Source organism: Streptomyces sp. NPDC043812 (assembly GCF_056436245.1).
Genome location: NZ_JBWKCY010000028.1, coordinates 21,491 through 40,945, shown reverse-complemented (window position 1 = coordinate 40,945; position 19,455 = coordinate 21,491). Strand labels below are relative to the sequence as shown.

23 protein-coding genes are annotated in these 19,455 nt (G+C 70.1%); 18 read left to right on the top strand and 5 right to left on the bottom strand.

What is annotated here, in order from left to right; genetic code table 11:
• Positions 1-71 precede the first annotated feature (71 nt).
• From AC067Z_RS31685 to AC067Z_RS31645, 9 genes are all read left to right on the top strand, one after another.
• Entirely contained in the window at positions 72-353 is a 282-nt protein-coding gene (locus AC067Z_RS31685; RefSeq protein ID WP_478793092.1) for a hypothetical protein, read from the top strand.
• Positions 350-1,033, top strand: a complete 684-nt coding sequence (locus AC067Z_RS31680) for a hypothetical protein (RefSeq protein WP_478793091.1) — start codon at positions 350-352, stop codon at positions 1,031-1,033. Before AC067Z_RS31685 ends, AC067Z_RS31680 begins: the two co-directional genes overlap by 4 nt.
• Positions 1,030-1,311 carry a WhiB family transcriptional regulator gene (locus tag AC067Z_RS31675; protein ID WP_478793090.1) on the top strand — a complete coding sequence of 94 codons (282 nt, stop codon included), beginning with the start codon at positions 1,030-1,032 and terminating at the stop codon, positions 1,309-1,311. Before AC067Z_RS31680 ends, AC067Z_RS31675 begins: the two co-directional genes overlap by 4 nt.
• Positions 1,308-1,904: a hypothetical protein gene (locus AC067Z_RS31670; protein ID WP_478793089.1), complete on the top strand. Its 597-nt coding sequence runs from the start codon at positions 1,308-1,310 to the stop codon at positions 1,902-1,904. Before AC067Z_RS31675 ends, AC067Z_RS31670 begins: the two co-directional genes overlap by 4 nt.
• A 182-nt stretch (positions 1,905-2,086) precedes the next feature.
• On the top strand, positions 2,087-2,395 hold the full coding sequence (locus tag AC067Z_RS31665) for a hypothetical protein (RefSeq protein WP_478793088.1): 309 nt from the start codon (positions 2,087-2,089) through the stop codon (positions 2,393-2,395).
• The gene (locus AC067Z_RS31660; RefSeq protein WP_478793087.1) at positions 2,392-2,964 is read left to right on the top strand and encodes a hypothetical protein; all 573 of its coding nucleotides are present in this window, start codon (positions 2,392-2,394) and stop codon (positions 2,962-2,964) included. Before AC067Z_RS31665 ends, AC067Z_RS31660 begins: the two co-directional genes overlap by 4 nt.
• The gene (locus AC067Z_RS31655; RefSeq protein ID WP_478793086.1) at positions 2,954-3,202 is read left to right on the top strand and encodes a hypothetical protein; all 249 of its coding nucleotides are present in this window, start codon (positions 2,954-2,956) and stop codon (positions 3,200-3,202) included. The genes AC067Z_RS31660 and AC067Z_RS31655 overlap by 11 nt, the downstream gene beginning before the upstream one ends.
• Positions 3,203-3,266: 64 nt before the next feature.
• Positions 3,267-4,052, top strand: coding sequence for a non-homologous end joining protein Ku (ku, locus tag AC067Z_RS31650; protein WP_478793085.1), 786 nt, complete (start codon positions 3,267-3,269; stop codon positions 4,050-4,052).
• A 54-nt stretch (positions 4,053-4,106) separates the two neighbouring features.
• A complete protein-coding gene (locus AC067Z_RS31645; protein WP_478793084.1) occupies positions 4,107-4,313 on the top strand; it encodes a LexA family protein in 207 nt (68 codons plus the stop codon).
• A 372-nt stretch (positions 4,314-4,685) separates the two neighbouring features.
• Here the strand turns inward: AC067Z_RS31645 and AC067Z_RS31640 are convergent, their stop codons facing one another.
• Together AC067Z_RS31640 and AC067Z_RS31635 are read right to left on the bottom strand one after the other, a co-directional pair.
• Entirely contained in the window at positions 4,686-4,904 is a 219-nt protein-coding gene (locus AC067Z_RS31640; protein ID WP_478793083.1) for a hypothetical protein, read from the bottom strand.
• Between the two features lie 361 nt (positions 4,905-5,265).
• Positions 5,266-6,636 (bottom strand): pentapeptide repeat-containing protein, encoded by a 1,371-nt coding sequence (locus tag AC067Z_RS31635; RefSeq protein ID WP_478793082.1) that lies wholly within the window; start codon positions 6,634-6,636, stop codon positions 5,266-5,268.
• A gap of 305 nt (positions 6,637-6,941) precedes the next feature.
• Here AC067Z_RS31635 and AC067Z_RS31630 point away from each other — a divergent pair, with 305 nt between their 5' ends.
• The 7 genes from AC067Z_RS31630 to AC067Z_RS31600 all read left to right on the top strand — a co-directional run bounded on the left by AC067Z_RS31630 (position 6,942) and on the right by AC067Z_RS31600 (position 10,796).
• Positions 6,942-7,307 carry a hypothetical protein gene (locus AC067Z_RS31630; protein WP_478793081.1) on the top strand — a complete coding sequence of 122 codons (366 nt, stop codon included), beginning with the start codon at positions 6,942-6,944 and terminating at the stop codon, positions 7,305-7,307.
• Between the two features lie 11 nt (positions 7,308-7,318).
• Entirely contained in the window at positions 7,319-7,654 is a 336-nt protein-coding gene (locus AC067Z_RS31625) for a DUF6233 domain-containing protein (RefSeq protein WP_478793080.1), read from the top strand.
• Positions 7,655-7,812: 158 nt separating this feature from the next.
• A complete protein-coding gene (locus AC067Z_RS31620; protein ID WP_478793079.1) occupies positions 7,813-8,934 on the top strand; it encodes a type IV toxin-antitoxin system AbiEi family antitoxin domain-containing protein in 1,122 nt (373 codons plus the stop codon).
• A 38-nt stretch (positions 8,935-8,972) separates the two neighbouring features.
• A complete protein-coding gene (locus AC067Z_RS31615) occupies positions 8,973-9,890 on the top strand; it encodes a nucleotidyl transferase AbiEii/AbiGii toxin family protein (RefSeq protein ID WP_478793078.1) in 918 nt (305 codons plus the stop codon).
• Between the two features lie 135 nt (positions 9,891-10,025).
• Entirely contained in the window at positions 10,026-10,163 is a 138-nt protein-coding gene (locus AC067Z_RS31610) for a hypothetical protein (RefSeq protein ID WP_478793077.1), read from the top strand.
• Positions 10,164-10,173: 10 nt separating this feature from the next.
• Entirely contained in the window at positions 10,174-10,425 is a 252-nt protein-coding gene (locus AC067Z_RS31605) for a hypothetical protein (protein ID WP_478793076.1), read from the top strand.
• Positions 10,422-10,796, top strand: a complete 375-nt coding sequence (locus AC067Z_RS31600; protein WP_467866660.1) for a PIN domain-containing protein — start codon at positions 10,422-10,424, stop codon at positions 10,794-10,796. Before AC067Z_RS31605 ends, AC067Z_RS31600 begins: the two co-directional genes overlap by 4 nt.
• 532 nt (positions 10,797-11,328) lie before the next feature.
• Here the strand turns inward: AC067Z_RS31600 and AC067Z_RS31595 are convergent.
• Complete coding sequence (locus tag AC067Z_RS31595) at positions 11,329-13,407, bottom strand: NACHT domain-containing protein (RefSeq protein ID WP_478793075.1); 2,079 nt, start codon at positions 13,405-13,407, stop codon at positions 11,329-11,331.
• Between the two features lie 204 nt (positions 13,408-13,611).
• A complete protein-coding gene (locus AC067Z_RS31590) occupies positions 13,612-16,287 on the bottom strand; it encodes an ATP/GTP-binding protein (RefSeq protein ID WP_478793074.1) in 2,676 nt (891 codons plus the stop codon).
• A 201-nt stretch (positions 16,288-16,488) separates the two neighbouring features.
• Here AC067Z_RS31590 and AC067Z_RS31585 point away from each other — a divergent pair, with 201 nt between their 5' ends.
• Positions 16,489-16,764: a hypothetical protein gene (locus AC067Z_RS31585; protein ID WP_478793073.1), complete on the top strand. Its 276-nt coding sequence runs from the start codon at positions 16,489-16,491 to the stop codon at positions 16,762-16,764.
• Here the strand turns inward: AC067Z_RS31585 and AC067Z_RS31580 are convergent.
• On the bottom strand, positions 16,728-18,563 hold the full coding sequence (locus AC067Z_RS31580; RefSeq protein ID WP_478793072.1) for a zeta toxin family protein: 1,836 nt from the start codon (positions 18,561-18,563) through the stop codon (positions 16,728-16,730). The two genes, AC067Z_RS31585 and AC067Z_RS31580, sit on opposite strands and share 37 nt — an antisense overlap.
• A gap of 434 nt (positions 18,564-18,997) precedes the next feature.
• Between AC067Z_RS31580 and AC067Z_RS31575 the strand changes: the two genes are divergently transcribed.
• Positions 18,998-19,453, top strand: coding sequence for a hypothetical protein (locus AC067Z_RS31575; RefSeq protein ID WP_478793071.1), 456 nt, complete (start codon positions 18,998-19,000; stop codon positions 19,451-19,453).
• Positions 19,454-19,455 lie beyond the last annotated feature (2 nt).

Here is a 19,455-nt window from a genome sequence, read left to right as displayed (position 1 = left end):
CACAAGGCCTGAGAAACCACCGACCGCCCCGGGCCCCTCACCCCGCAACAGCGGAGAAGGAGAACCCCATCATGCACGCCCCGACTCTCCGACCGAAGACCACGCAGCGCACCGCCGCCGCCATCATGCGCGCCATCGCCCGCCGCAACCCCCGCCTGCACACCACCGCGGAGTCCGTCTGCGAGCGCGAGCAGTGCTTCGTCGCGTGGGCCGGCGAAGAGGCCGACTGCTGGAACTGCGGTATGCCCGCCACCCTGCGCAGCACCCGGCGCGGCTCCGCCCTCCAGCGCCTCCTGGCCGCCGTCGACGCCGCCGCCCGCCCCCGCAACTCCCGGAAGGCGGCCCTCGCATGAGCACCCTGCAGACCCTCATCGACCTCATCGGCGCCCAAGCGCTGGGCGACCACCTCATCGCCGCCGTCCAGGACCTCGTCGACCGGGAGCAGCTCACCCGCGCCGACGCCTACCAGCGCATCACCGACGCGGCCGACGCCGGCGACCCGGCCGTACTGGCCGCCACCCGCCAGACCTGGGCCCGCCGCGACGACGTGGACCCCGAAGAGGCCCCCGCCCAGCGGCTCTACGTCCTGGAGCGCACCCGCACCAGCATCTTCGTCGCCCACCTGGACATCGACACTGACCCGGAGAAGGCCGACGAGGCGGCCGTGCTCCGCCAAGCTCCCCAGCTGGGCGACGTCAACAGCGGCGACGAGCTGCACCTCGACGTACTCGAGCTGTACCAGCTGGAGGCGTGGGAGCCGTTCGAGTTCCTGCTGCCGACCGTCGGCAGCATCGCCAACGTGCGGCCCCAGGCAGCGGAAGCTATGACTACCGACCCGCCCCGCCCGGCCGCCACTGCCTGCCGCCGGTGCGCCGGCCGCCCCGTCGCTGTGCTGGAGACCGTCTCGGCCAGCAGGCACGACAACACCCGCATCGCCGACCACCTGGCCGCCGAGCTCGGCGACGGCGCCCACAGCCACGCCGACCGCAACGGCGACATTCACGTGGTCCGCCCGATCGGAGCGACGTCGTGAGCGGCCGCCTCGCCCCCTTCCCCCGGTTCACCGGAACCGAGCCCTGCCAGGCACCCGACTCCCACCCCGACTGGTGGACCAGCGACGACACCAACGACCGAGCCGCTGCTCAACTAGCCTGCCGCCGCTGCCCCCTCGCCACGCGCGAGGCCTGCCTGGCCTGGGCCCTCGACCACCCGACCGACGCCGGCGACGCCATCTGGGCCGGCACCACCCGCACCAGGCGCTCCCAGCTGCGCCGCGAATTCACCACCACCACCCCGAAGGAGCCGAAGTGAACGACGCCGACCGTGCCGCCATCGTCGATATGCTGAACAACGGCGCCACCGCCGACGACATCCGCGCGCAGCTGCCCGACGTGACCATGGGCGAGATCGCCGCCATCGCCGAGACCGAGGGACTGACCCGAGCCCACGCCAAGGCCGGAACCTCCCCGATCCCGGACGTCGACCCGCAGCTGGCGCACGCTCTGGCCGCCCTGGCCTGGGGCGAGAACAGCCACACCGCTCGCATCCGCAACCTGGCGGCCCGCACCCGCGCCAGCCTGACCGAGCTGCAGCAGCTGAAGCGCGACGCCTCCGCGATCGAGGCGGCCGAGAAGGAAGTCGCCGAGGCGACCCAGACTCTGACCAAGGCCCAGGCCAAGCTGCGGCGCCTGAAGAACGGCGGCAAGGCGACGAAGCCAGCCGCCAGCGCCAGCGGTCAGTCGCTGGACGACAAGCGCCAGCGTGACGAGATCCGGGCCTGGGCCTGGGCCCGCGCCCAGGGGATGGCCGTCTCGCAGGTCGGCTCCATCTCCAAGGACGTCATGGACGCCTGGAACAACCGGGACGGCAAGGCGGCAGTCCCCGCCCAGCGCCGGGCCGGGTAACCGATGGCCGCCTTACCCGCCGACGCGGAGGCCAGCCAGCCGCTCACCGGTACGGGGCGGATCACCCTGCTCCGTACCGGCGGCGGCGCCGGCTTCGTAGCGCACGCGCTGCTCTGCAACACCCGGCCGGACCGCTGGGCCGGCCAACAACCGGCCAGCCCGGCCCGTCCGGAGAGAAACCGATGACTCTTCTGCCCCGCACCGTCTACGTCGTGGCCTGCGACAGCTGCGGCGCCACCTACTACGTCCAGGGCCCCGACGAGGACAGCGATTACGAACTCACCCTGCCCACCCGCCAGCTGGATGCGGCCTGGGCCCGGCGCATGACCTCCGAGGGCTGGATGGCCACCATCCGGCACCTGTGCCCCGAGTGCATCACAGCCCGCGGTAACGCGTTCGTTGAACGCCTCGAGCTCGAGCGCACCAACGTCCCCCTCTTCGACCTCCCCGTCCACCGCCCCGCCCAGCGCGAAGGTACCGACCCGTCATGACGTTCGAGCAGCAGCTGCGCGACAAGCACGCCACCACCCTCCTCACCCACACCAGCCAGATCACCGACGACGCCACCGCAGCCGCCTTCCTGCGCTCGCTGCCGGTCCAGTACCCGTCGGACCGGCCCACCGTCGTCTGCCTGGGCGGCTCCACCCGCTTCTGGGACGAGCTCGCCGAGACCAACCTCCGCGAGACCGCCGCCGGCCGCAGAGTCCTCGCCCCCGGCTGCGACATGAAGAAGCCGCACCCGCTGTGGAGCGACCCGCAGCGCGCCGAGGGTTCACGCTCGCTGCGTTTCGCCGGTAAGCGCGGACTGGCCGGAAGGGCCGCGCTCTCCAACGGGCGCCGCTTCGCCCCAATTGGGAGAGCGCGCGGCGACGCACCCAAAGCGGGGTCCTTGCATTTCTCCGTCACTGCGGAGGATAGAGAAGATCGCAGGTCACGGGCTGCCCAGAGGTCGAGGGCCTCGGAATGGCCGCGAAACGGTGAGCCCCCGACTGGTTGGCGAATTCGAGGGCTCCGCCGTGACCGGGCCCGCCGCTGGCCGTTGAGGTGGCATGGATCTTGACGACCTGCTCGATGCGCCCGGCGACCGCCTTCCCCTGCTGACCGCGGGGGAGGCCCATGCCGTTCTGCGCCTCCTGTACCCAGTTGCCGAGGGCAGGGGTGAGCAGGCGGCCGCGGCCGACGCGGTGATCATGAGGCTGGCTCGGCGGCTTCCGGAACCACCAAGCGATGAATCCATCCGCCGCCTCGTCGGCAACGAATACAAAATGGGACGTCCGCTGTCGGCCCCCGGAGAGTAGTCAGTTGCTGCAAGGCCCAGGTCCTTGAGATGCGCTGCGATGAGCGGCGGCCGAGGCTGGGGGTATGAGGGCGATGTGGTCCGGCGTGATCCAGTTCGGGCTGGTCGCCATGCCGGTCCGGCTGTATGCGGCCACGGAAGAGCACCCGGTGCGACTCCACGAAATCCACACCGCGGACGGCTCCAGGGTCGAGCACCGACGCTTCTGTCGGACCGAAGGCAGGGAGATCCCGTACGAGGAAGTGGGGCGCGGCTTCGCGATGCCGGACGGCCGCATGGTGCCGCTCAGCGACGAGGACCTGGCGCATCTTCCGCTCCCGACGAAGCGCACCATCGAGGTGCTCGGCTTCGTCCCGGGGCAGGACATCGACCCCATCAGCTACGCCAAGCCGTACTGGACAGGACCGGACGGCCCGGGTGCCGACCGCCCGTACGCCCTGCTCGTCGAGGCGCTCGCCCGGACCGGGTACGTGGCCGTGGCCAAGATCGCCATCAGAAGCCGCGAGCGCCTGGCCCTGCTACGACCACGACACGGAGTACTCGTACTGCAGACCTTGCTCTGGGAGGACGAGCTGCGGGAACCAGGCGACCTTGCCCCGTCCACACCTGTCACCGACCGAGAGCTGGCACTCGCCGAGGTCCTGATCGGGGAGCTGACCGGCATCAACGTGAGCGAACTCCACGACGAGTACGCCCACGCCCTGGAGCAACTGGTTACGGCCAAGGCCAGCGGCGGCATGCCGGCCGCGCTGGCGGAGGCGTCACCGGTAGTGGACCTGATGGCCGCGCTGGAGGCCAGCGTCCAGGCCGCCCGGAAGCAACGCAGCGAAGACGATCAGCCTGCAACGTAGCCGTGAAGCCCGGCAGGCTTGCGCAGAAAATCGAACGTATGCCCCCATGGGGGAATGGGCCTCACCGACCGCCAGCGCCGCATCCTCGCCGTCATCCGCGACCACATCGCAGAGACGGGGATAGCCCCCAGCGTGCGCGAAATCGGTGCCGCCGCAGGACTCAAGAGCACCGGATCGGTCATCTACCAACTGCGGCAGCTGGAGCAAGCAGGCCTCCTCTCCCGTGACCGCTACGGAGAAAGAGCGCTCCGCCTGACGTGACACGGCCACTGGGGGCGGTTTACGTGGCGGGCGCGCTGCCGACTGCAGCGGCCGCCGTGGCGCCGGAGAAGAGGCTGGCTAGGGGAGGGGGAGGGGTGGCCCGGGTCCGGCCCGCCGTCGACCCCGCCGGAGTCGGGCCGGGCGCCGTACTCCCGCCGTCGTACATGACGGGTGCGTGAGGAGACCGCACCGCCGGCCGTGGCCGGAGGGGGGCAGCTGCTGCCGCGAGGTGGTGACCGGGCCGTGGGGCGCTCCGCTCAGCGCGGCACCGTGAGATGACCCGTTCGACGGTCGCCAGCGCCGGCGGCCCCGTACCGCCTGCAGCTGCGGTGTCCCAGGCCTCCGCCCCCGGGACACCCAGCGCCGGGCATGTCACCTGTTCCGAACTGCGGCGAGTACGAGACCCAGGGCCAGGGTGCCCAGCCCGCCCACGGCCGCCGCGGTCTCCCGCAGCGCGGGGTGCTGGTACAGGACGTAGCCGATGAAGCCAGCCGCCAGGAGCGCGGTGACGACGTAGTGGAGCAGTCGGCCCCGGTCCTGGCCGGGTTCCGGAGCGCGGGGCGGAGTCGAGGCCGGGGGAGTCGTGGTCATGGTGGTGTCCCCATGAGTCGGGCGTGCGCCATCTGCACGCGAATGATGAAGAGCGGCTGTCAGCCCTTACGTCTTGCGCAGGCAGTGCGACAGCAGTGCCCTGCTGAAATGGCTCTAGAGAGTCGATTACCTGCCGGGCCATCAGCACTGTGCGGGACAGCCCTGCTAGCCCCGCAAGGCATGGCCCGCGCTGGACATTGCCGCCTCCTCAGCCCTCATTCGAGAGCGGAGGCGGACCAGTTCGTCTCCACCCCCGGGGAGCCATGCCGCGCACGTTCCTGTATTGGTTCCGCAGTTGAATGACGGCCCGTACACCGGCACGGGGCAAGCCGCGCGACCCGGCTTCTCCACTCTCTTTTGGTCAGGGGGCCGCATGGCCCTGGGCTTCCTCAAGGATCCCTCCACCACCGGGAAGGGGCCGGACGCCCCAGCCTGGTGGCCAGTGGTGGGGTTGGGCACCCTCCGGCGTTGGTAGACGTGTCACCCGGGCGCCCCCGAACTGGGCAGTGCGGGTGAACGTCGCGCCCCAGAACCAGGCGTTACTGGTGAACGTCGCACCGTCGAACCAGGCGGTACTGGTGAACGTCACACCCTCGAACCGCGCGGTACCGGTGAACGTCGCGTCCCTGAACTGGGCGGTGAGGCTGAACGTCGCACCCACGAACTCGGCGTCGCCCGTGAAGGTCGCGCCCACGAACCAAGCGTCGTTCGTGAAGGTCGCGCCCACGAACTTGGCGTCGCCCGTGAACGTCGAGCCCCCGAACTGGGCGTAGCCCGTGAATGTTGCGTCGCTGAAGTTCGCCTCCTCGACGTGGCAGTCGTCGAAGTCCCAGTCGGTGAGCATGGCGTGGGTGAGGTCGATGCGCATGCCGTCCCAGAACCGGTCGTCGGGCGGGATGCGCTCTCGCTGCTCCGGGGGGCGGGTGTCACGGAGGTGGGCGGCGAGAATGCGCTGGGCGGTCACCCGCACCTGGAGCTCCTGGCGCCGCTGGTCGTTCGCCTTGCCCCTGATGAGCGCCCGGGCGGCCTGTCGGGCACGGGACAGCGCCGCCGGCCGCGGTTCCCTCGGCGTGGGGTCCGCGGGCGGGGTGTAGGGCATGCGCAGGTAAGCGCAGATGACGTCCACGATGGTCTGGCGGTGGTCGGGGGCGGACTGGCCGAGCCGCTCCAGTGCGTACAGGCCGCCCAGGCGGACGGGGGCCTGGGGGCTGCCGAGCTGCTCGACGGCCCTCGTGTAGAGCTCGGTGATACGCCGTTCGGTGGCGTCGTGTTCGGTTTGCTCAGTGGCCGTCTCGTGATGGTGCTGTCGGCGGAATGCCAGCAGCACCGTGACTGCGGCACCCATGCCGGCACCTGCGGCCAGCGCGGTACGTACGATGTCGATTCGCTGCCGTGTCCGTTCGCTGTCCGGCTGGATGCCGTCGGTCTGGGGCATCAGCAGGGCCGTGGTGATCCACACCGCGGCCGCCACGGCCGCGAACGCCAGCACCACCCACCACCAGCGGATCCGCGGGGCAGAGCGCCTGTACCGCTGCGGCCGCGCTCGCCGGTACAGCTGGCCGGCCACCGCAGCACAGGCCACGGAAGCGACTACGAAGACGAGCGGGACGACAGGGATGCCGACGGCCAGGGCGACCAGCCGATTCCAAGAAGCTACGGCCACGATGAGGAGACCGGCCGAGACCGCCGTCAGCACGTGTGCGGTGCATCGTTCCCACCGGACCGGACTCACGGCGCCTCCTTCCTGGCTGAGCCAGCGGGCTTCAGCCTCGGAGGACACCGTGAGCAATGTCGACGCGCAGGAACCGCCGACTCGCCGTCGCCCAACGTCCGTCACCCGAGCAGGCCACCGTGGCTACGGCCGGGCGTCGTGGGGGTCAGGATGGTGCCGGCGAAGGCACATTGCCCTGAGGGAGCGTGCTGACACCCCGCCCGAGGGCACGGTCGCGCGGTGGCATGGTCACCGTCCACGATCGGCAGAGCGGTGCGCGTGTCGTCACACGCCTGCCAAAATCGAACAGGAGTATGGTTTCGGGTATGGCCGGAACCGACTTCCCCGAGGACCTGTGCGACGCTCAGACGCGCCTGCACCAGGCGACCGCCGAGCTGGCTGCGCTGTGCCGGACGCTGCCGTGGAGTGTGGAGCCGATGGCCGGCTGGCCGGGTACTGAGCATCCGCACACCGGTGAGATCAGCGGCGGCCGCGAGGGCAGCCCCGGCTGGACCAAGGAGCAGAAGCAGGCGGTGAAGCGGCTGCGGATGGAGTGCACCGACCTGTCGATCCGCATTGCCGCCCATCCCCACTGGGATTCCGTCGAGGGCGAGAAGCGGGTGTCGGCTCGCATGGAGCTGAAGGCTGTCACCCGCTCCGTGCCCGTGGCCGACGTCGCTGCCGTCGCCTGATCCGAGCCCGCATGTCCGACCTGCCTCCAGACCTTCCCCGGCTCCGCACACTGGAGACGTGGCTGGTCATGAGCCTGGACCGCGTACGGGAGCGGATCGCGGCCGAGGAGCAGCGCGAGCGTGAACACCGACGAGGGGCCAGGGCGCGGCCGCCGGTCCCGGACTGGCTGGTCGAGATGGGCATCGGTGCGCGCCACGCCCCGCTCTATGTGCACGTCGGGGGCTGCCACATGGCCGGCAGACGAGTGCGGGAGATCTCCCGGCAGGAGGCGACACGGGCGGTCGCCGACGGGGTCGAGGCATGCTCGCACTGCCGGGCCGATACCGAGCTCGGAATGCTCGACTAGAAGGGCGCGCAGAGTCCTGCATCCACATGCCGGCCGCCTGACGAGGTGGAGGACCGTGTGAGGAATGGTAGGGATAGTTACATTCGAGTGCGTGATTCTGCAGAGATAGTTACTCCTGGATGTAACTATCCCTGCGATGCTTGTGTAATTATCGATGCATGGACCGTGGTGAGCAGCTGGCGTTGCTGGGTGGCATTGCTGCTGATCAGTGGGGGCTGGTGACATCGGCGCAGGCGAAGAGCGCCGGTGTGAACGGTGTGCAGCTGCTGCGGCTTGCCGAGGCGATGCTGGTGGAGAAGGTCGGCCGGGGTGTGTATCTGCTGACGGCCGCAGGGCAGCCCCAGCACGTGGAGATCAAGGTGGCCTGGCTGCGCCTGCAGCCGGCGGTGCCTGCGTGGGAGCGGACCCCCGGCGGCCCCGACTCCGGGGTGGTCTCCCACACATCTGCCTGCCGTCTTCACGACCTCGGCGATATCCCGTCCCCGCAGGTGGAGATCAGCGTGCCGCGGCGGCGTGTGACCACTGAGGAGTTCGTACGCCTGCGTACCGCGGAGCTCCAGCCTTCGGATGTCGTGCTGGTCGACGGACTTCCGGTCACCACCGCGCACAGGACGATTCTTGACCTCCTGCGAGTCAAGGCCGACGGCGGGCATGTCGGTGGTGTGATCGCAGAGGCCGAGCGCCGCGATCTGATCACCACAGCGACGCTCGCCGACGACGTGACTCCTTTCGCCCGGCATTACGGGATGCCCCGCGGCAGCGACGGAGCAGCCCTCATCGAGCATCTGGTGTCCCAGGCCGGCGAGAGCCTGCGGAGCCAGCAGCTCGAGCGCGCGAGCCAGGAAGGGTTCAACAATGCACTGGAACTCTTCAGGGCCACCGGCCCCCAAGGTGCACTCCTGCAGGACATCTTCCGGCGCCACCATGAGGCATCCCTCGCTCCTGTCCTCAGGCGATTGGCCGAGACCAGCCCTGCCATCGAGGCGGCCAACCGATCCGCCGCGGCCGCAGTGCAGCAGGCATTGCCGGAGCTGACTCGGTCCCTCACGCCCGCGCTGGACCGCATGCCGAAGAACATTGAGCTCCTGGCACCCGCGTTGTTGCAGGCTGCCAAGAACCTGCAACGCCTCCAGGCAGACCCCGTGTTGCTGCGGATCGTCGGAGAGCTGCAACGCCTGCAGCCCACGCCTGTCTCCCCCCACGTCGCGCCTGCCGATGCGGGTGAGCACGAGCCGGACGAGAGCAGGGAACCGGCTGACGGCGAAGACCGCGAGCCGTAGGGTCGACAGACGCGAACGGCACCAAGCGGGGGGCTTGAATGGGCAAGTACACCAGCCCGGTTCACTTCAGAACGGCTCTGACCCAGGCCGCCAAGAACACCGCCAAGGGCACCGGGATGAGTGTTGCCGACCTCATCAACGTCTTCTACTTCAACCGTCTTACCGCCCGCGTCTTCACCGCCGATCCCGACGGCTGGCTCATCAAAGGCGGCCAGGCCCTCCTGGTCCGCTACGACGGCGCCGCCCGGCTCAGCCGCGACATCGACCTGCAGTGCGCCTCTCCCGAACGGACCGCGGAGGAAGCCGCCGCCCAACTGATCGAGGCCGCAGCGCTGGACCTCGGAGACTTCCTCCGCTTCACCCCCACCAAGTTCCAGGGCCACAGTGAAGAAGGGCGGGGCGGGAAACAGCACTTCAAGGTCTACGTCGGCACCACAGCGAGCGCGGACATCAAGGTCGATCTCGTCGTCGGACGCACCCTGACCGGGACGCCCGAAACCCGCCCGCTCAAGTCAGCCGTTGCACTTGAGTGGCCCGACGACTGGCCACAGATCCGCCTCTACCCGGTCATCGACCACGTGGTGGACAAGATCTGCGCCATGTACGAACGCCACGGCGCCGACGACCAGTACGGATCGAACCGGTACCGCGATCTCGCCGATCTCCTGTTGATCACCCAGCAGGAGACGGTCGACGGGCGACACGTCCACGAAGCTCTGCACCGGGAAGCGGACCGGCGGCGCGCTCTGGGAACGACGGTACGGCTTCCCGATGCCTTCGAGTCGCCCGGTCCCGACTGGCCCGACGGCTACCCGAGCGCGGCTGCCTTGGTGCTCGGGCTCCAGGGTTGCCGCACCTTTGCGGAAGCGGCGCAGGTGGCGGAGGTCTTCCTCAACCCCCTTCTCGACGGATCCGTGAAGGGCTCCTGGGACCCACGGCACGCGGACTGGTCATGACGCCGGTGCCAGCAGAGACGCCAGGCCGGTTCGCCTAGACACGGATCTGGACTGAAGGGCACCTACCCGATGGGGGGTGCCCTTCAGCATGCGCACCGGGTTCCAGTGCCCCAACCGCATCGCGCTCACCCCGCGATGCGCAATCCCCCCAGGTCCACTCTCACCATCACCGCCGACGGCGACAGCTTCGGCCTGCGCATGACGCAGACGACCTTCTCCTGCCGCCCTTTCCGTGAGGGCGAGCGCCGGACCGATGAGTTCTACCGGCGGTAGAATCGTCGGCATGAGTAAGCCGACGAGCATCAAGACCAGCGAGGCCGTGCGCGACCGGCTGCGCGCCCTTGCCGACGAGCGCGGCACCACCATCACGGAGCTTCTGGAGGAGCTCGCCACCCGTGAGCTTACGGCTGCCGAGCGGGAGCAGCGTGCCCTCGAGGCCGCTCGCGAGCTCGGCGTCGAGTACACCGAGCAGGTCGAGCAGGCCGGCCAGGACGCCTGGGCGAAGATCCGCGCCCATCAGGGCAGCGCCGCGTGAATCTGACGGCCGTCCTGGACCACACAGCGCTGACCGCTCTCTATCGGGCGGACCCGTTCTTCACCGGCCTGTACATCGAGGCCTCGCGCGGCACCGGTCGTGTCCTGGTTCCGTCGCTGTCCGTCCTGGCTGCAGAGCGTCAGGTTGCAGGAGCGGGCAAGCACGCCGCGTCGCTGCGGTTCGCGGAGAGCGTCCCGTTCAGCACGGCGCACGCCGTCGATGCGATGGACTGGAGAAACGTGGACTGGCCGGTGGCTCACGCCGCGGCGATCGCCTGGCAGGCGGTCAAGGCGGGTGAGCCGCTCACGGTTTTGTCACTTGAGCCCGAGCTGTACGCGGGAACGGGCATCACCCCGCTGAATCCCACCTGATCGCGCAGCGTCCAGACGCCGGCGCACGTCGCAGGAACGGCGGCCGTTTCCACTGGAAGCGGCCGCCGACTGCATGCTCAGAAGCTGTGTCACATCCTCTTTCCGCTGGTCACCGTGCCATGAAGTGGGGGGTGATGCTGCTTTCGTTCGGATGGGCGTCGAGGGACGGGCATCCAAACGGCAGCAGAGGCCTCAGGCGGCTGCCGCGAGGGGGACCGAGGCTGCCTCGGGTCGGCGGTGCTTCCGGGCCAGACGGCGGGACATCAGCGTGCTGAACGCCCACCGGATGTGGGCTCCGGCATGGGACATCAGGTCGCCCGTCGCCCCGCGCGTTGCGTCGGGTCCGCATCGTCCAGCTCACCGGCGCGGCCATCAACCTCACCCGCATCGATGCCTGGCTTAGCGCGACGGCCCCGGGCGAGGACCAGAACCTCGCACTTAGCGGCCATTCGGCCCGTGACGGACGAACCGGATTGACCAACAGCGTCCACGTTCCGGGCATCGGCCACAGCTCCGCTTGAGCGCACTGCTGCTACTGGGCGAGATGGCGTTGCAGGTCGATGTGCCGGAACTGGTATACCGCCCCAACTCGACGCAGTACCCCGCGGTGTTCATGCGCATCATGCAGAAACGCGATTAGGTCCCACGGTGTGCTGCGACGTACCGCTAGGTAAGCGCGGACCATGACGAAGTACCCCCGTGCTGTGCCGCCATGCAGCCCGGAGTCGAGCCCGGCCACGAGCCCGTACGCGAGCCCGACTGCGAGCCCGGACGCGAGTCCGGACGCGAGTCCGGCCACGAGCCCAACCGCAAGTCCGACCGCAAGCCCGAACGCGAACCCGAAACCGAGCCCGACGACGAGGCAAGTGCGGCGGTCCAGGGAAAACAGTGTGACTGGCCCGGAGGCCGTAGTCAGGTCGGGATTGACAATGTCAAGCCCGGCCGAGAGCCCGTACGCGAGCCCGAACGCGAGAACGGAGTCGAGCCCGACCGCGAGCCCGACCACGAGCCCGAAACCGAGCCCGAAACCGAGACCGACCACGAGCCCGACCACGAGCCCGACCGCGAGCTTGGACAGTGACAGTCGTACCCGCATGCCCGGTACAGGATTCATTCCCCGGGCCGCGAGCCCGGCCACGAGCCCGGACGCGAGCCCGACCGCGAGCCCGACCATGACCCCGGAGGCGAGCCCTGCCACGAGCCCGAACGCGAGCCCGACCGCGAGCCCGACGACGAGGCGGCGGATAGTTCGCGGGATGGCTCTGGGGAGCTCCCACCATGCGAGGTCGGGGCTGCCTGCACACTCCTGCTGTAGGAATTGGGCGAGGAAGACGAAGGTGTGGTGGGCCTGTTCGGGTGTCCAGCGGGGTGGTCGGGACTGGTGAGGGGTGTAGGCAGTGGGGATGTACGCCCGGAAGAGGTGAGTGGCGATGGTGCCGGGATCGGGGTAGGCGGTGGTGTCGCACAGTTCGTCTGGGTGCGGTACCAGGGCGGCTCCGGGGAGTGTGCCGGGGCGGGGGTTGTAGATGGTGCGGGCCAAGAACAGGCCCAGTGGTGTGGCCAGGGCCTGCCCGACGGGGCTGGCGGTGCCCAGATGTGTGATTACGGAGTTCCACCGTTGGGCGGCGGGTGTGTGGGAGCCGCCGGCGTCGCGAAGTAGGTAGTCGGCGGCGGCCTGGGCATCGAGGGGGAGGAGCTGGATGGCGGCGGCGCCGTTGAGGCGGACGGTGGTGCCTGGGCGGGTCAGGGCCGTGCGGTAGGGGTCGGTGCGGCTGGTCAGGACCAGGGGCTGCTTGGCGGGCAGAGCGCGGTTGAGCATATCGAGCGTGGTGGTGTGCCGGGCGGGCGGCAGTTCGTCGAAGCCGTCGAACAGCGGCAGGATGAGGCCCGCCTTCAGCAGGTGCACCGCCAGATCACCGGGCCCGTTTCTGTTGCTAGCAGTGTCCGTGAGGGTGACCGAGGACGGAGCGCCGGAGGCCAGGCCGGGGTGGGTACGGCGTAACTGATCGGCCATCCATGTTTCCAAGGGCTGTTGGGCATCCCAGGAGGCCAGGGAGAACAGCATCGGTACGGGGGCGTCGGGGCTGCGGCGTGCGATGAGGTCTTGAAGCAGCCGGATCAGCAGCACGCTCTTGCCAGCCCCGGGTTCGCCCAGGATCACCAGGCGCCGGGTGGGCACCCACTCGGAGAAGACCTGCCCGATCTCCGCATTCCGACCCGCCAACCCGGCAGCGTCCGCCGGCCAGAGGGCAGGGTCGCCCGGGGGGCCGCCCGGCCAGGCACGCGCCAGGTCCGCAAGCAGTGGCCAGGGCTCGCCTAGGTCACCGTCCGCGGCCCGCCAGGCCACGGGTAGCGGATAGGGGTCGTTGACCCGGCGCACGGCCGCCTCACCGTCCCACTGGCTCTTGACCGCCACCGCCAACTGCTTTAAGACTTCGTCCAGCTCGACAGGGTCCGCCTCGGTGCGGTCGGCACGAAACGCTGCCCAGCTGAGGTAGGCCGGCGCCAGTCCGAGCAGCACGGACACGGCAGTTGCGGCCACACTGAGATCAAAATGACGAGCCAAAACAAGCGCCGCAACCGGCCCGAGCACCGACAGCAGCAGATACACCCTGCCCACACGCCCCGGCTCCCGGCCGCGCCCCCCGCGTCTCATAACAGGACATCATGGCCTACCCCGCGCAGGCCGGGAGGCTTTCGGCCGTACTTCCGGACACGGCTTCACCGGCCAACCTGCGCAGTGGACGGCCCCGCCCCTGCACAGCGCTGCGAGCTGCGAGCTGCGAGCTGCGAGATGAGGATGTGACACAGCTTCTCAGCGCGCGTTGCGCAGGTACTCGCGTCGTGCGGTGACCAGCGTCCGCCATCGGCTGCGGGTGGGCTGCTCGCCGTCCAGCCACCGCGCTGCTGAGGCGCCGCTGAGAGAGCGGTCGGCCATGAAGTGGGCGATGTCGACGTAGCACATGTAGTCGCCGCCGCGAGTGAGATCGCGCAGCCGGGAGATTGCAGCGCTGAGCTTGTCGTAGTCGTTTTGGACGGCGTGGTGGAAGCACAGGGCCAGTTCCAGCGCGGCTTGTGCGGCGGGCAGGCCGGCGTTGCTGATTTCGGTGCGGAGCAGGCGGACGGGCTCGAGGCTGCTGATTGCCCCGGCGTCTCGGACGAGGGCAGCGATCTTCGTGGTGAGGGTGGTGGCGCGGAGGTCGAGCCCCGTCAGCAGCTGTTCGGCAAGGTGGAGTTCGTCGTCGGCGGCATCGGGGTTGGTGAAGGCCAGGACGAAGGCACGCTGGGCCTGGCTGGTGGCGCGTTCGCCGGCGACATTGTGCTGTTCGGCCTCATGGCGGGCGGCTTCGTATGCGGCGGCCGCGCGTTCCATGTCGCCGTGGGGCCAGAGGATGTCGCCTGCGACGCGGTGGTGGCGGCCTTCCCAGCCGAGAGTGCGGGCGGTGTCGTACGCGGTGGGGAAGTCGCCGGCGAGGCGGGCGAGGTGGGCCAGGCCGCGCCGGGCGGCGGGGGCGAGGCGGCCGCCGCCGTCGGCGACGAGCTGCATTCCTTGCCGGGAGTCGTCGGAGCGGCCGATGTCGCGCTGGGCCTTGGCGAGGTAGTAGACGGCCATCTCGTGCAGGTCGGTGGGGAGCAGTCCGGTGTTGACGACGGTGGTGAGCCGGTCGGCGGTGACGGTGCGGTGCTCGTGCTGGCGGCGGGCGAGCGCGCTGAGCAGTTCGACCAGGGCGTCGGCCGCGGTCTGCGACCTCTCAGTGTCTGGCCGGGCGGGTGGGGCGATGGGCTCCCACACGGAGTCGCTGACGTAGCTCCATGCCGCGCTGGCGAGCCAGTCAAGGTCGAGCCGGAAGTCGCGGGCAAGGGCGAGGCCTTGGCGCAGACACCCGACCAGCAGCACCCGGTCCCGCCCGGAGCCGGCGGCCCACTGCCCGCCGAGCGCTTCGAGGGCCCGTTCGGCGGCCTGCTGCCAGTCGCGCGGGGACCAGCGGTCGTCGGCCTGGTCGTCAGCGCCTTTGACGGTGGAGCGGATGAGGCCGTGCAGGTGGTACGGCCACAGCCCGAAGGGCTGCTCTCGGACGAAAGGCCGCTCGATCAGCCGCATCGCCGGCGCCTCGTGGGTCATGCCTGCAGCCCGAGTTGCCAGGGCGAGGTCGAAGGCGTCCAGCAGCGCGACGGAGCGCAGGACGTGACGCTCATCCGGGGTGAGGTCGGACAGGGTGCGGGCGATCAGGGCCGGGAAGTCGTGGTCGAAGTCGGCCGGCTGCGGGTCGCGGCCGGTACGGCGGATTTCCAGGAACCGCATCACCGACAGGTCGAGGTAGAGCGGCAGGCCGTGGGACCGGTCGGTGATGACCTGGCGGATCTCGTCGCCGATGAGCGGCTGTCCGTCGCGGGCGAGCCGGCGGGCGAGGTAGTCGTCGCAGTCCTCGGGGGAGAAGTCGCCGATCAGCACCTGCCGCCTGCGGCCGCGGCCGGCGAGCGCGGATGTGGTGCGGGCAGCTGGGATGTCGTGCGCGACCAGGCCGGGCCAGGCGGTGGGCCCGGTGTAGTCGAGTTGGCCCTGGAGAGCGGAGTCGGCCCACTGCAGGCGGGAGCGGCCGGTGATGACGAAGAAGGCATTGGGCATGAGCCACACCACCCGCTGCAGCAGGCGCTCCATGTCCCGGTGGGTGCGGTCCCCGACGTCCTCGAAGGTGTCCAGCAGGATCACCGGCGTCACCTTCTTGTCCGCCGGGAGCTGCGCCAGCTCCCAGGCCAGCAGGTGCGGGTAGAAGGAGAGCGCCTCCAGGTCCGGCTCAGCTTCCAGCAGGTCGGCGAGCCGCGCGCATCTGGCGAGTGCCCGGACGGTCTGCCGGCGCTCGCGCAGCGCCCGAACGAGGGAGCCGGTCACCGCACCGACCGCTGTGCCGATGCTGCCCGGTAGCAGCAGTGCCTGGGCGACGTCCGCGAGCGCGGACTGCATCTGCTGCGGCATCGCCTTGCCGAACCGGCCGGCCAGGCCGCCGCGGCGCAGGTACTCCTCCAAAGGTTCGCCCGGGTGCTGCTGCTCCCAGTAACGCCGTAGCGCCAGGTCGAAAGCGGGCAGCGGCCGGCCGAGTTCAGCGAGCGCGGCCCGGATCGTCAGCACGACCTGCTCGAAGTCGGTGCCGGCGGAGCGGGCCAGGTCGATTCGTACGGGCAGGATCCGCTCACCGGACCAGGTGGGCTCCCCCCACTGGGCTGGCCGGTGCTCGGCACCGGCCAGCGCGGCCTCCAGCTTGCGGGACAGCGTCGTCTTGCCGATGCCGCCGACTCCGTGGAACACCTGCAGGTTGTCACGCGGGGCCTCGAGGTCCTCGGCGTCGAAGGCTGGGTCAGCGGTGCGCCGCAGGTGCTCGGCGAGCGCGGCAGCCACCAACTCCCACTGAAACTGGCGGTTCGTGAACGCCTCGGCCGTCGACAGGCCGCGGTCATTCGTACTGAACAACGCCCTGAGATCCCGACCTGCCACGCCCAACCCCCGAGAAACGATGATCACCTGGGCCCAACCTATGCCGGAGCGAGCCCCCTTGAGGGAAGCATCTCCTGGATGCTGTGACGTGCGCAGGAGCTCTGCCCGCCGATCGTGGCGCGTCGTGGCACTGGGCCACCGGAATCGGCCAGGGAGACAATGGCCGTTTCACATCAAGATCAACACAAAGGTGGTACTGCCGTGTCCGACACCCCCAGTCCCGACTTCTCCCGGCTGGAAGGCGGCGATGAACTGCAGGCGGCGGACGTCGTCCGGGACGTGGTGACCTGGTACAACACCCAGCTCGCCGCCGAACGCAAGGCTCCCGTAGCCGACGAAGACCGGATCGAGGAGCTCAAGCAGGCCCGGCAGGCCGCGCTAGCCGACCAAGCGCAGCTGGCGACCGCCGACCCGGAGGAGGCGGCCCGGATCGCTGCCGTCTACGCCGCGCGGCTGAAGGAACTCAACGAGTCGTAGTCCGGGGCCGTCCTCAGCACGGGGAGCGGCCAGACGGGCGGGTGCGGCCGGTCGATCCGGGCCGGCTGCACCCGCGCGGGCATCAACGGCCGTGCCAGCGCGGCGATCTCGTCCAACTCGCGGCGGTGCTGGGGCAGCGCCAGGCGCAGCGCGTGATGGAGTCGGAGGAACTGGGCGGCCTCCTGGTCGGTGTAGGGCCGCAGCCGTTCTGCGGCCAGCGCCCACGATGCGCGCCCGGCTCCGCCGGCTTCGTGGCGCAGCAGCGCCTGTCCGTCCCGCCGGATCACTGTCACGGCCGTGATCGCCGGATGCCGCTCGGCGAGCTCGACGACGTCGGCCAGCGCGCAAAGGCACTGGTCGTGCCCGGCCCGGGAGGTGAAGCGGGCGTAGCCGCCGATCTGCAGGGAGCGGGCGTAGCGCAGCGCCGTCGACAGCAGGCTGTCCGCCTCCCGGACGGCCAGGACCACCAGCTCGATGCCGTAGCGGTCGGTCGCAAGCGGCAGTGCGCTGGAGAGGAATTCGTCTGTGCTGCCCGGCGCGCCCTCGATGAGCATGTCGCCGCGCCGGGCCCGTACGTACGCCTCGGCCTCGGCGAACCATGCGCGGTAGTCGGCCCGGATCGCGGAGCCGGCAGTGCGGGGGTCCTCCTTCAGGAGTCGCAGGTAGTCCGGGTGCGACGCCTTGAAGTCGTCGCCGACCAGGTGAGTCGTCCCCGGCCTCATGGCCCGCCTGACCATCCTGGCGGCAAGCAGCTTTCCCGCTCCTGGCTGGCCCAGCACGTACACGGCTCGCGGGTCATCCCGGCCGACGATGTTGTTCAGGTAGGACGGTGCGATCAGCTCGTCGAAGACCCAGCGGTGTTCCTCGGCGGACAGTCGGTGGTAGTCCACGCCCGGCGCCGTCCGGCGCGGCTGGGCGATCCGCCGGACCGGCTCGGCGAGCGCGGCGGCGCGCTCGGCGTCCCGCTGGACCGCAAGGCGCCCGTCCTCATCGGCCAGATCGCGGTGCAGGCGCTGGTCGGTACGGGCCAGGTCACGACGGAAGACTTCCGTCTCCCGGGCGCTCCACGGCCGCCTCCACTCGTATGTCACCGCTTTCTCGGCTGCGGGCCGACGCCGCCATGTCCCGTCGATGAGCTCGTTGTCGTACAGGACGGTGCCGTCTCGCCGTACGACGGTGATGCGGTCGGCCAGTTGCTTGGCCTCGATGACCGACAGCGTCGTCAACATCTCCTTTGCGCAGGAGTCATGGTTCTCCCACGACACGTACCGCCCGCCCGCTCCACTGATCGCCTCGGTCAGGAAGCGGTCCAGGATCCCGAGCTGGCTCAGCGCCTGCGGGGTCGCGAGCGCGACCACCTCGATCCGGGAGCCGGCCTGCCGGTACGCGGCAGCGGACGTACGGAACTCGGCGGGATCGGCCAGGGCCGACTCAATCACTGCGTCGAACCGGTGAATGCGGACGTACTCCTCGACGGCAGCCTGCCAGCGGCGCGTGTCCGGCCGGACCTTGACTCCGGCCGTGCGCACATCGACGGCCAGGAGTGCGGCGTAGTGCTGGTGCGCGGCCTTGTAGAGGTCGCGACAGACCCGTACCGCGCCGCCACGGCGGGCCAGCGCCGCCTGGACGAGGTCGGCGACTTCGGTCTTCCCGGCGCCCGGCTGGCCGCCGACGATCACCACGACCGGCCGTTCCTGACGGACAGCCCCCTTCGTCCACGCCGGAAGGATCACCCGGGTCAGAACGTCGCGGCTTTCGTCGTCGGACAGCATGACCGATACGACGTTCCTATCTCTCACCGGTTCTCCTGGCGGCAACGAGCGTCTCCTTGCTGATCTGCAAGGCGTGCTGTTCGTACATGTCTTCGCGTGCTGGCCAGCCGCCAGACGATAAGACAACTATACCACACACGCATCATAATCGTGGAATGCGGCATGCCAGAAGGTGTCTGCTGTGCGGCCCGGCTGATGCGCGACGGGCGGCCTGGCGATTCGCGGGCACGCAAAAGGCCGGCGCCCAATCCGCCGAAGCGGGTGGCAAGGGCGCCGGCCAACCGAAAACACACACTCCGCGGGAAAACCCGAGAGGCGGTCTCATTAGCGAGTGTATCCGTCCGGCGCCACGTGAGGTACATGCTTCCTTGCCGACGGTGACGCAAAGGGGGTATTGTTGTCTCGCTGGCGTGTCGTGGCAGCGCGCCAGCACCGAACACACCTCACACCAGGAGCAGCCCATGCCCATCTACCTCACCCGGCGCGATACAGACCACCACGTCCAGGAGCTCGAAGCCCCCGCCGTCACCGACGCCGCCGAGCGCGCCTCCGGCGAGAGCGCGCAGCTGGCCTGGCCGGCCACCGCCGCGGCCGCGTCCGCCGAACTCGCCGAGCTCGCCCGTGACCTGGCCGACGCCGATGTCATCGTGCAGTGGCACCCCGACGGCCTCCTCCTGCCGGACCTCGCCTCGGGCCCGGGCGACACCGCCGGTATCCGCGTCCGCGCCACCGGCCGCGCCCCGCACGCCCTCTACGTCATCACCGCCGCCGCCCTGGTTCCGCTCACCCACGCCGCCGGCGCCCTCGCCTACCTGCGGCCGCTCATCGACGCCGCCGCCCGCAGCTGCGACGGATGCGGCGCCGAGCCCGGTGAGCCGTGCTTGCCGAACTGCCTGCCGGACCCCTCAACCACCTGACG

Bases quoted from the DNA above. Each gene is read 5' to 3' on its own strand.
- AC067Z_RS31660 (WP_478793087.1), top strand. From the start codon at position 2,392: ATGACGTTCGAGCAGCAGCTGCGCGACAAGCACGCCACCACCCTCCTC.
- AC067Z_RS31680 (WP_478793091.1), top strand. From the start codon at position 350: ATGAGCACCCTGCAGACCCTCATCGACCTCATCGGCGCCCAAGCGCTG.
- AC067Z_RS31620 (WP_478793079.1), top strand. From the start codon at position 7,813: ATGGACCGTGGTGAGCAGCTGGCGTTGCTGGGTGGCATTGCTGCTGAT.
- AC067Z_RS31615 (WP_478793078.1), top strand. From the start codon at position 8,973: ATGGGCAAGTACACCAGCCCGGTTCACTTCAGAACGGCTCTGACCCAG.
- AC067Z_RS31655 (WP_478793086.1), top strand. From the start codon at position 2,954: ATGGATCTTGACGACCTGCTCGATGCGCCCGGCGACCGCCTTCCCCTG.
- AC067Z_RS31610 (WP_478793077.1), top strand. From the start codon at position 10,026: ATGCGCAATCCCCCCAGGTCCACTCTCACCATCACCGCCGACGGCGAC.
- AC067Z_RS31640 (WP_478793083.1), bottom strand. From the start codon at position 4,904: ATGACCACGACTCCCCCGGCCTCGACTCCGCCCCGCGCTCCGGAACCC.
- AC067Z_RS31625 (WP_478793080.1), top strand. From the start codon at position 7,319: ATGTCCGACCTGCCTCCAGACCTTCCCCGGCTCCGCACACTGGAGACG.
- AC067Z_RS31685 (WP_478793092.1), top strand. From the start codon at position 72: ATGCACGCCCCGACTCTCCGACCGAAGACCACGCAGCGCACCGCCGCC.
- AC067Z_RS31575 (WP_478793071.1), top strand. From the start codon at position 18,998: ATGCCCATCTACCTCACCCGGCGCGATACAGACCACCACGTCCAGGAG.
- AC067Z_RS31605 (WP_478793076.1), top strand. From the start codon at position 10,174: ATGAGTAAGCCGACGAGCATCAAGACCAGCGAGGCCGTGCGCGACCGG.
- ku (WP_478793085.1), top strand. From the start codon at position 3,267: ATGAGGGCGATGTGGTCCGGCGTGATCCAGTTCGGGCTGGTCGCCATG.
- AC067Z_RS31665 (WP_478793088.1), top strand. From the start codon at position 2,087: ATGACTCTTCTGCCCCGCACCGTCTACGTCGTGGCCTGCGACAGCTGC.
- AC067Z_RS31630 (WP_478793081.1), top strand. From the start codon at position 6,942: ATGGCCGGAACCGACTTCCCCGAGGACCTGTGCGACGCTCAGACGCGC.
- AC067Z_RS31645 (WP_478793084.1), top strand. From the start codon at position 4,107: ATGGGCCTCACCGACCGCCAGCGCCGCATCCTCGCCGTCATCCGCGAC.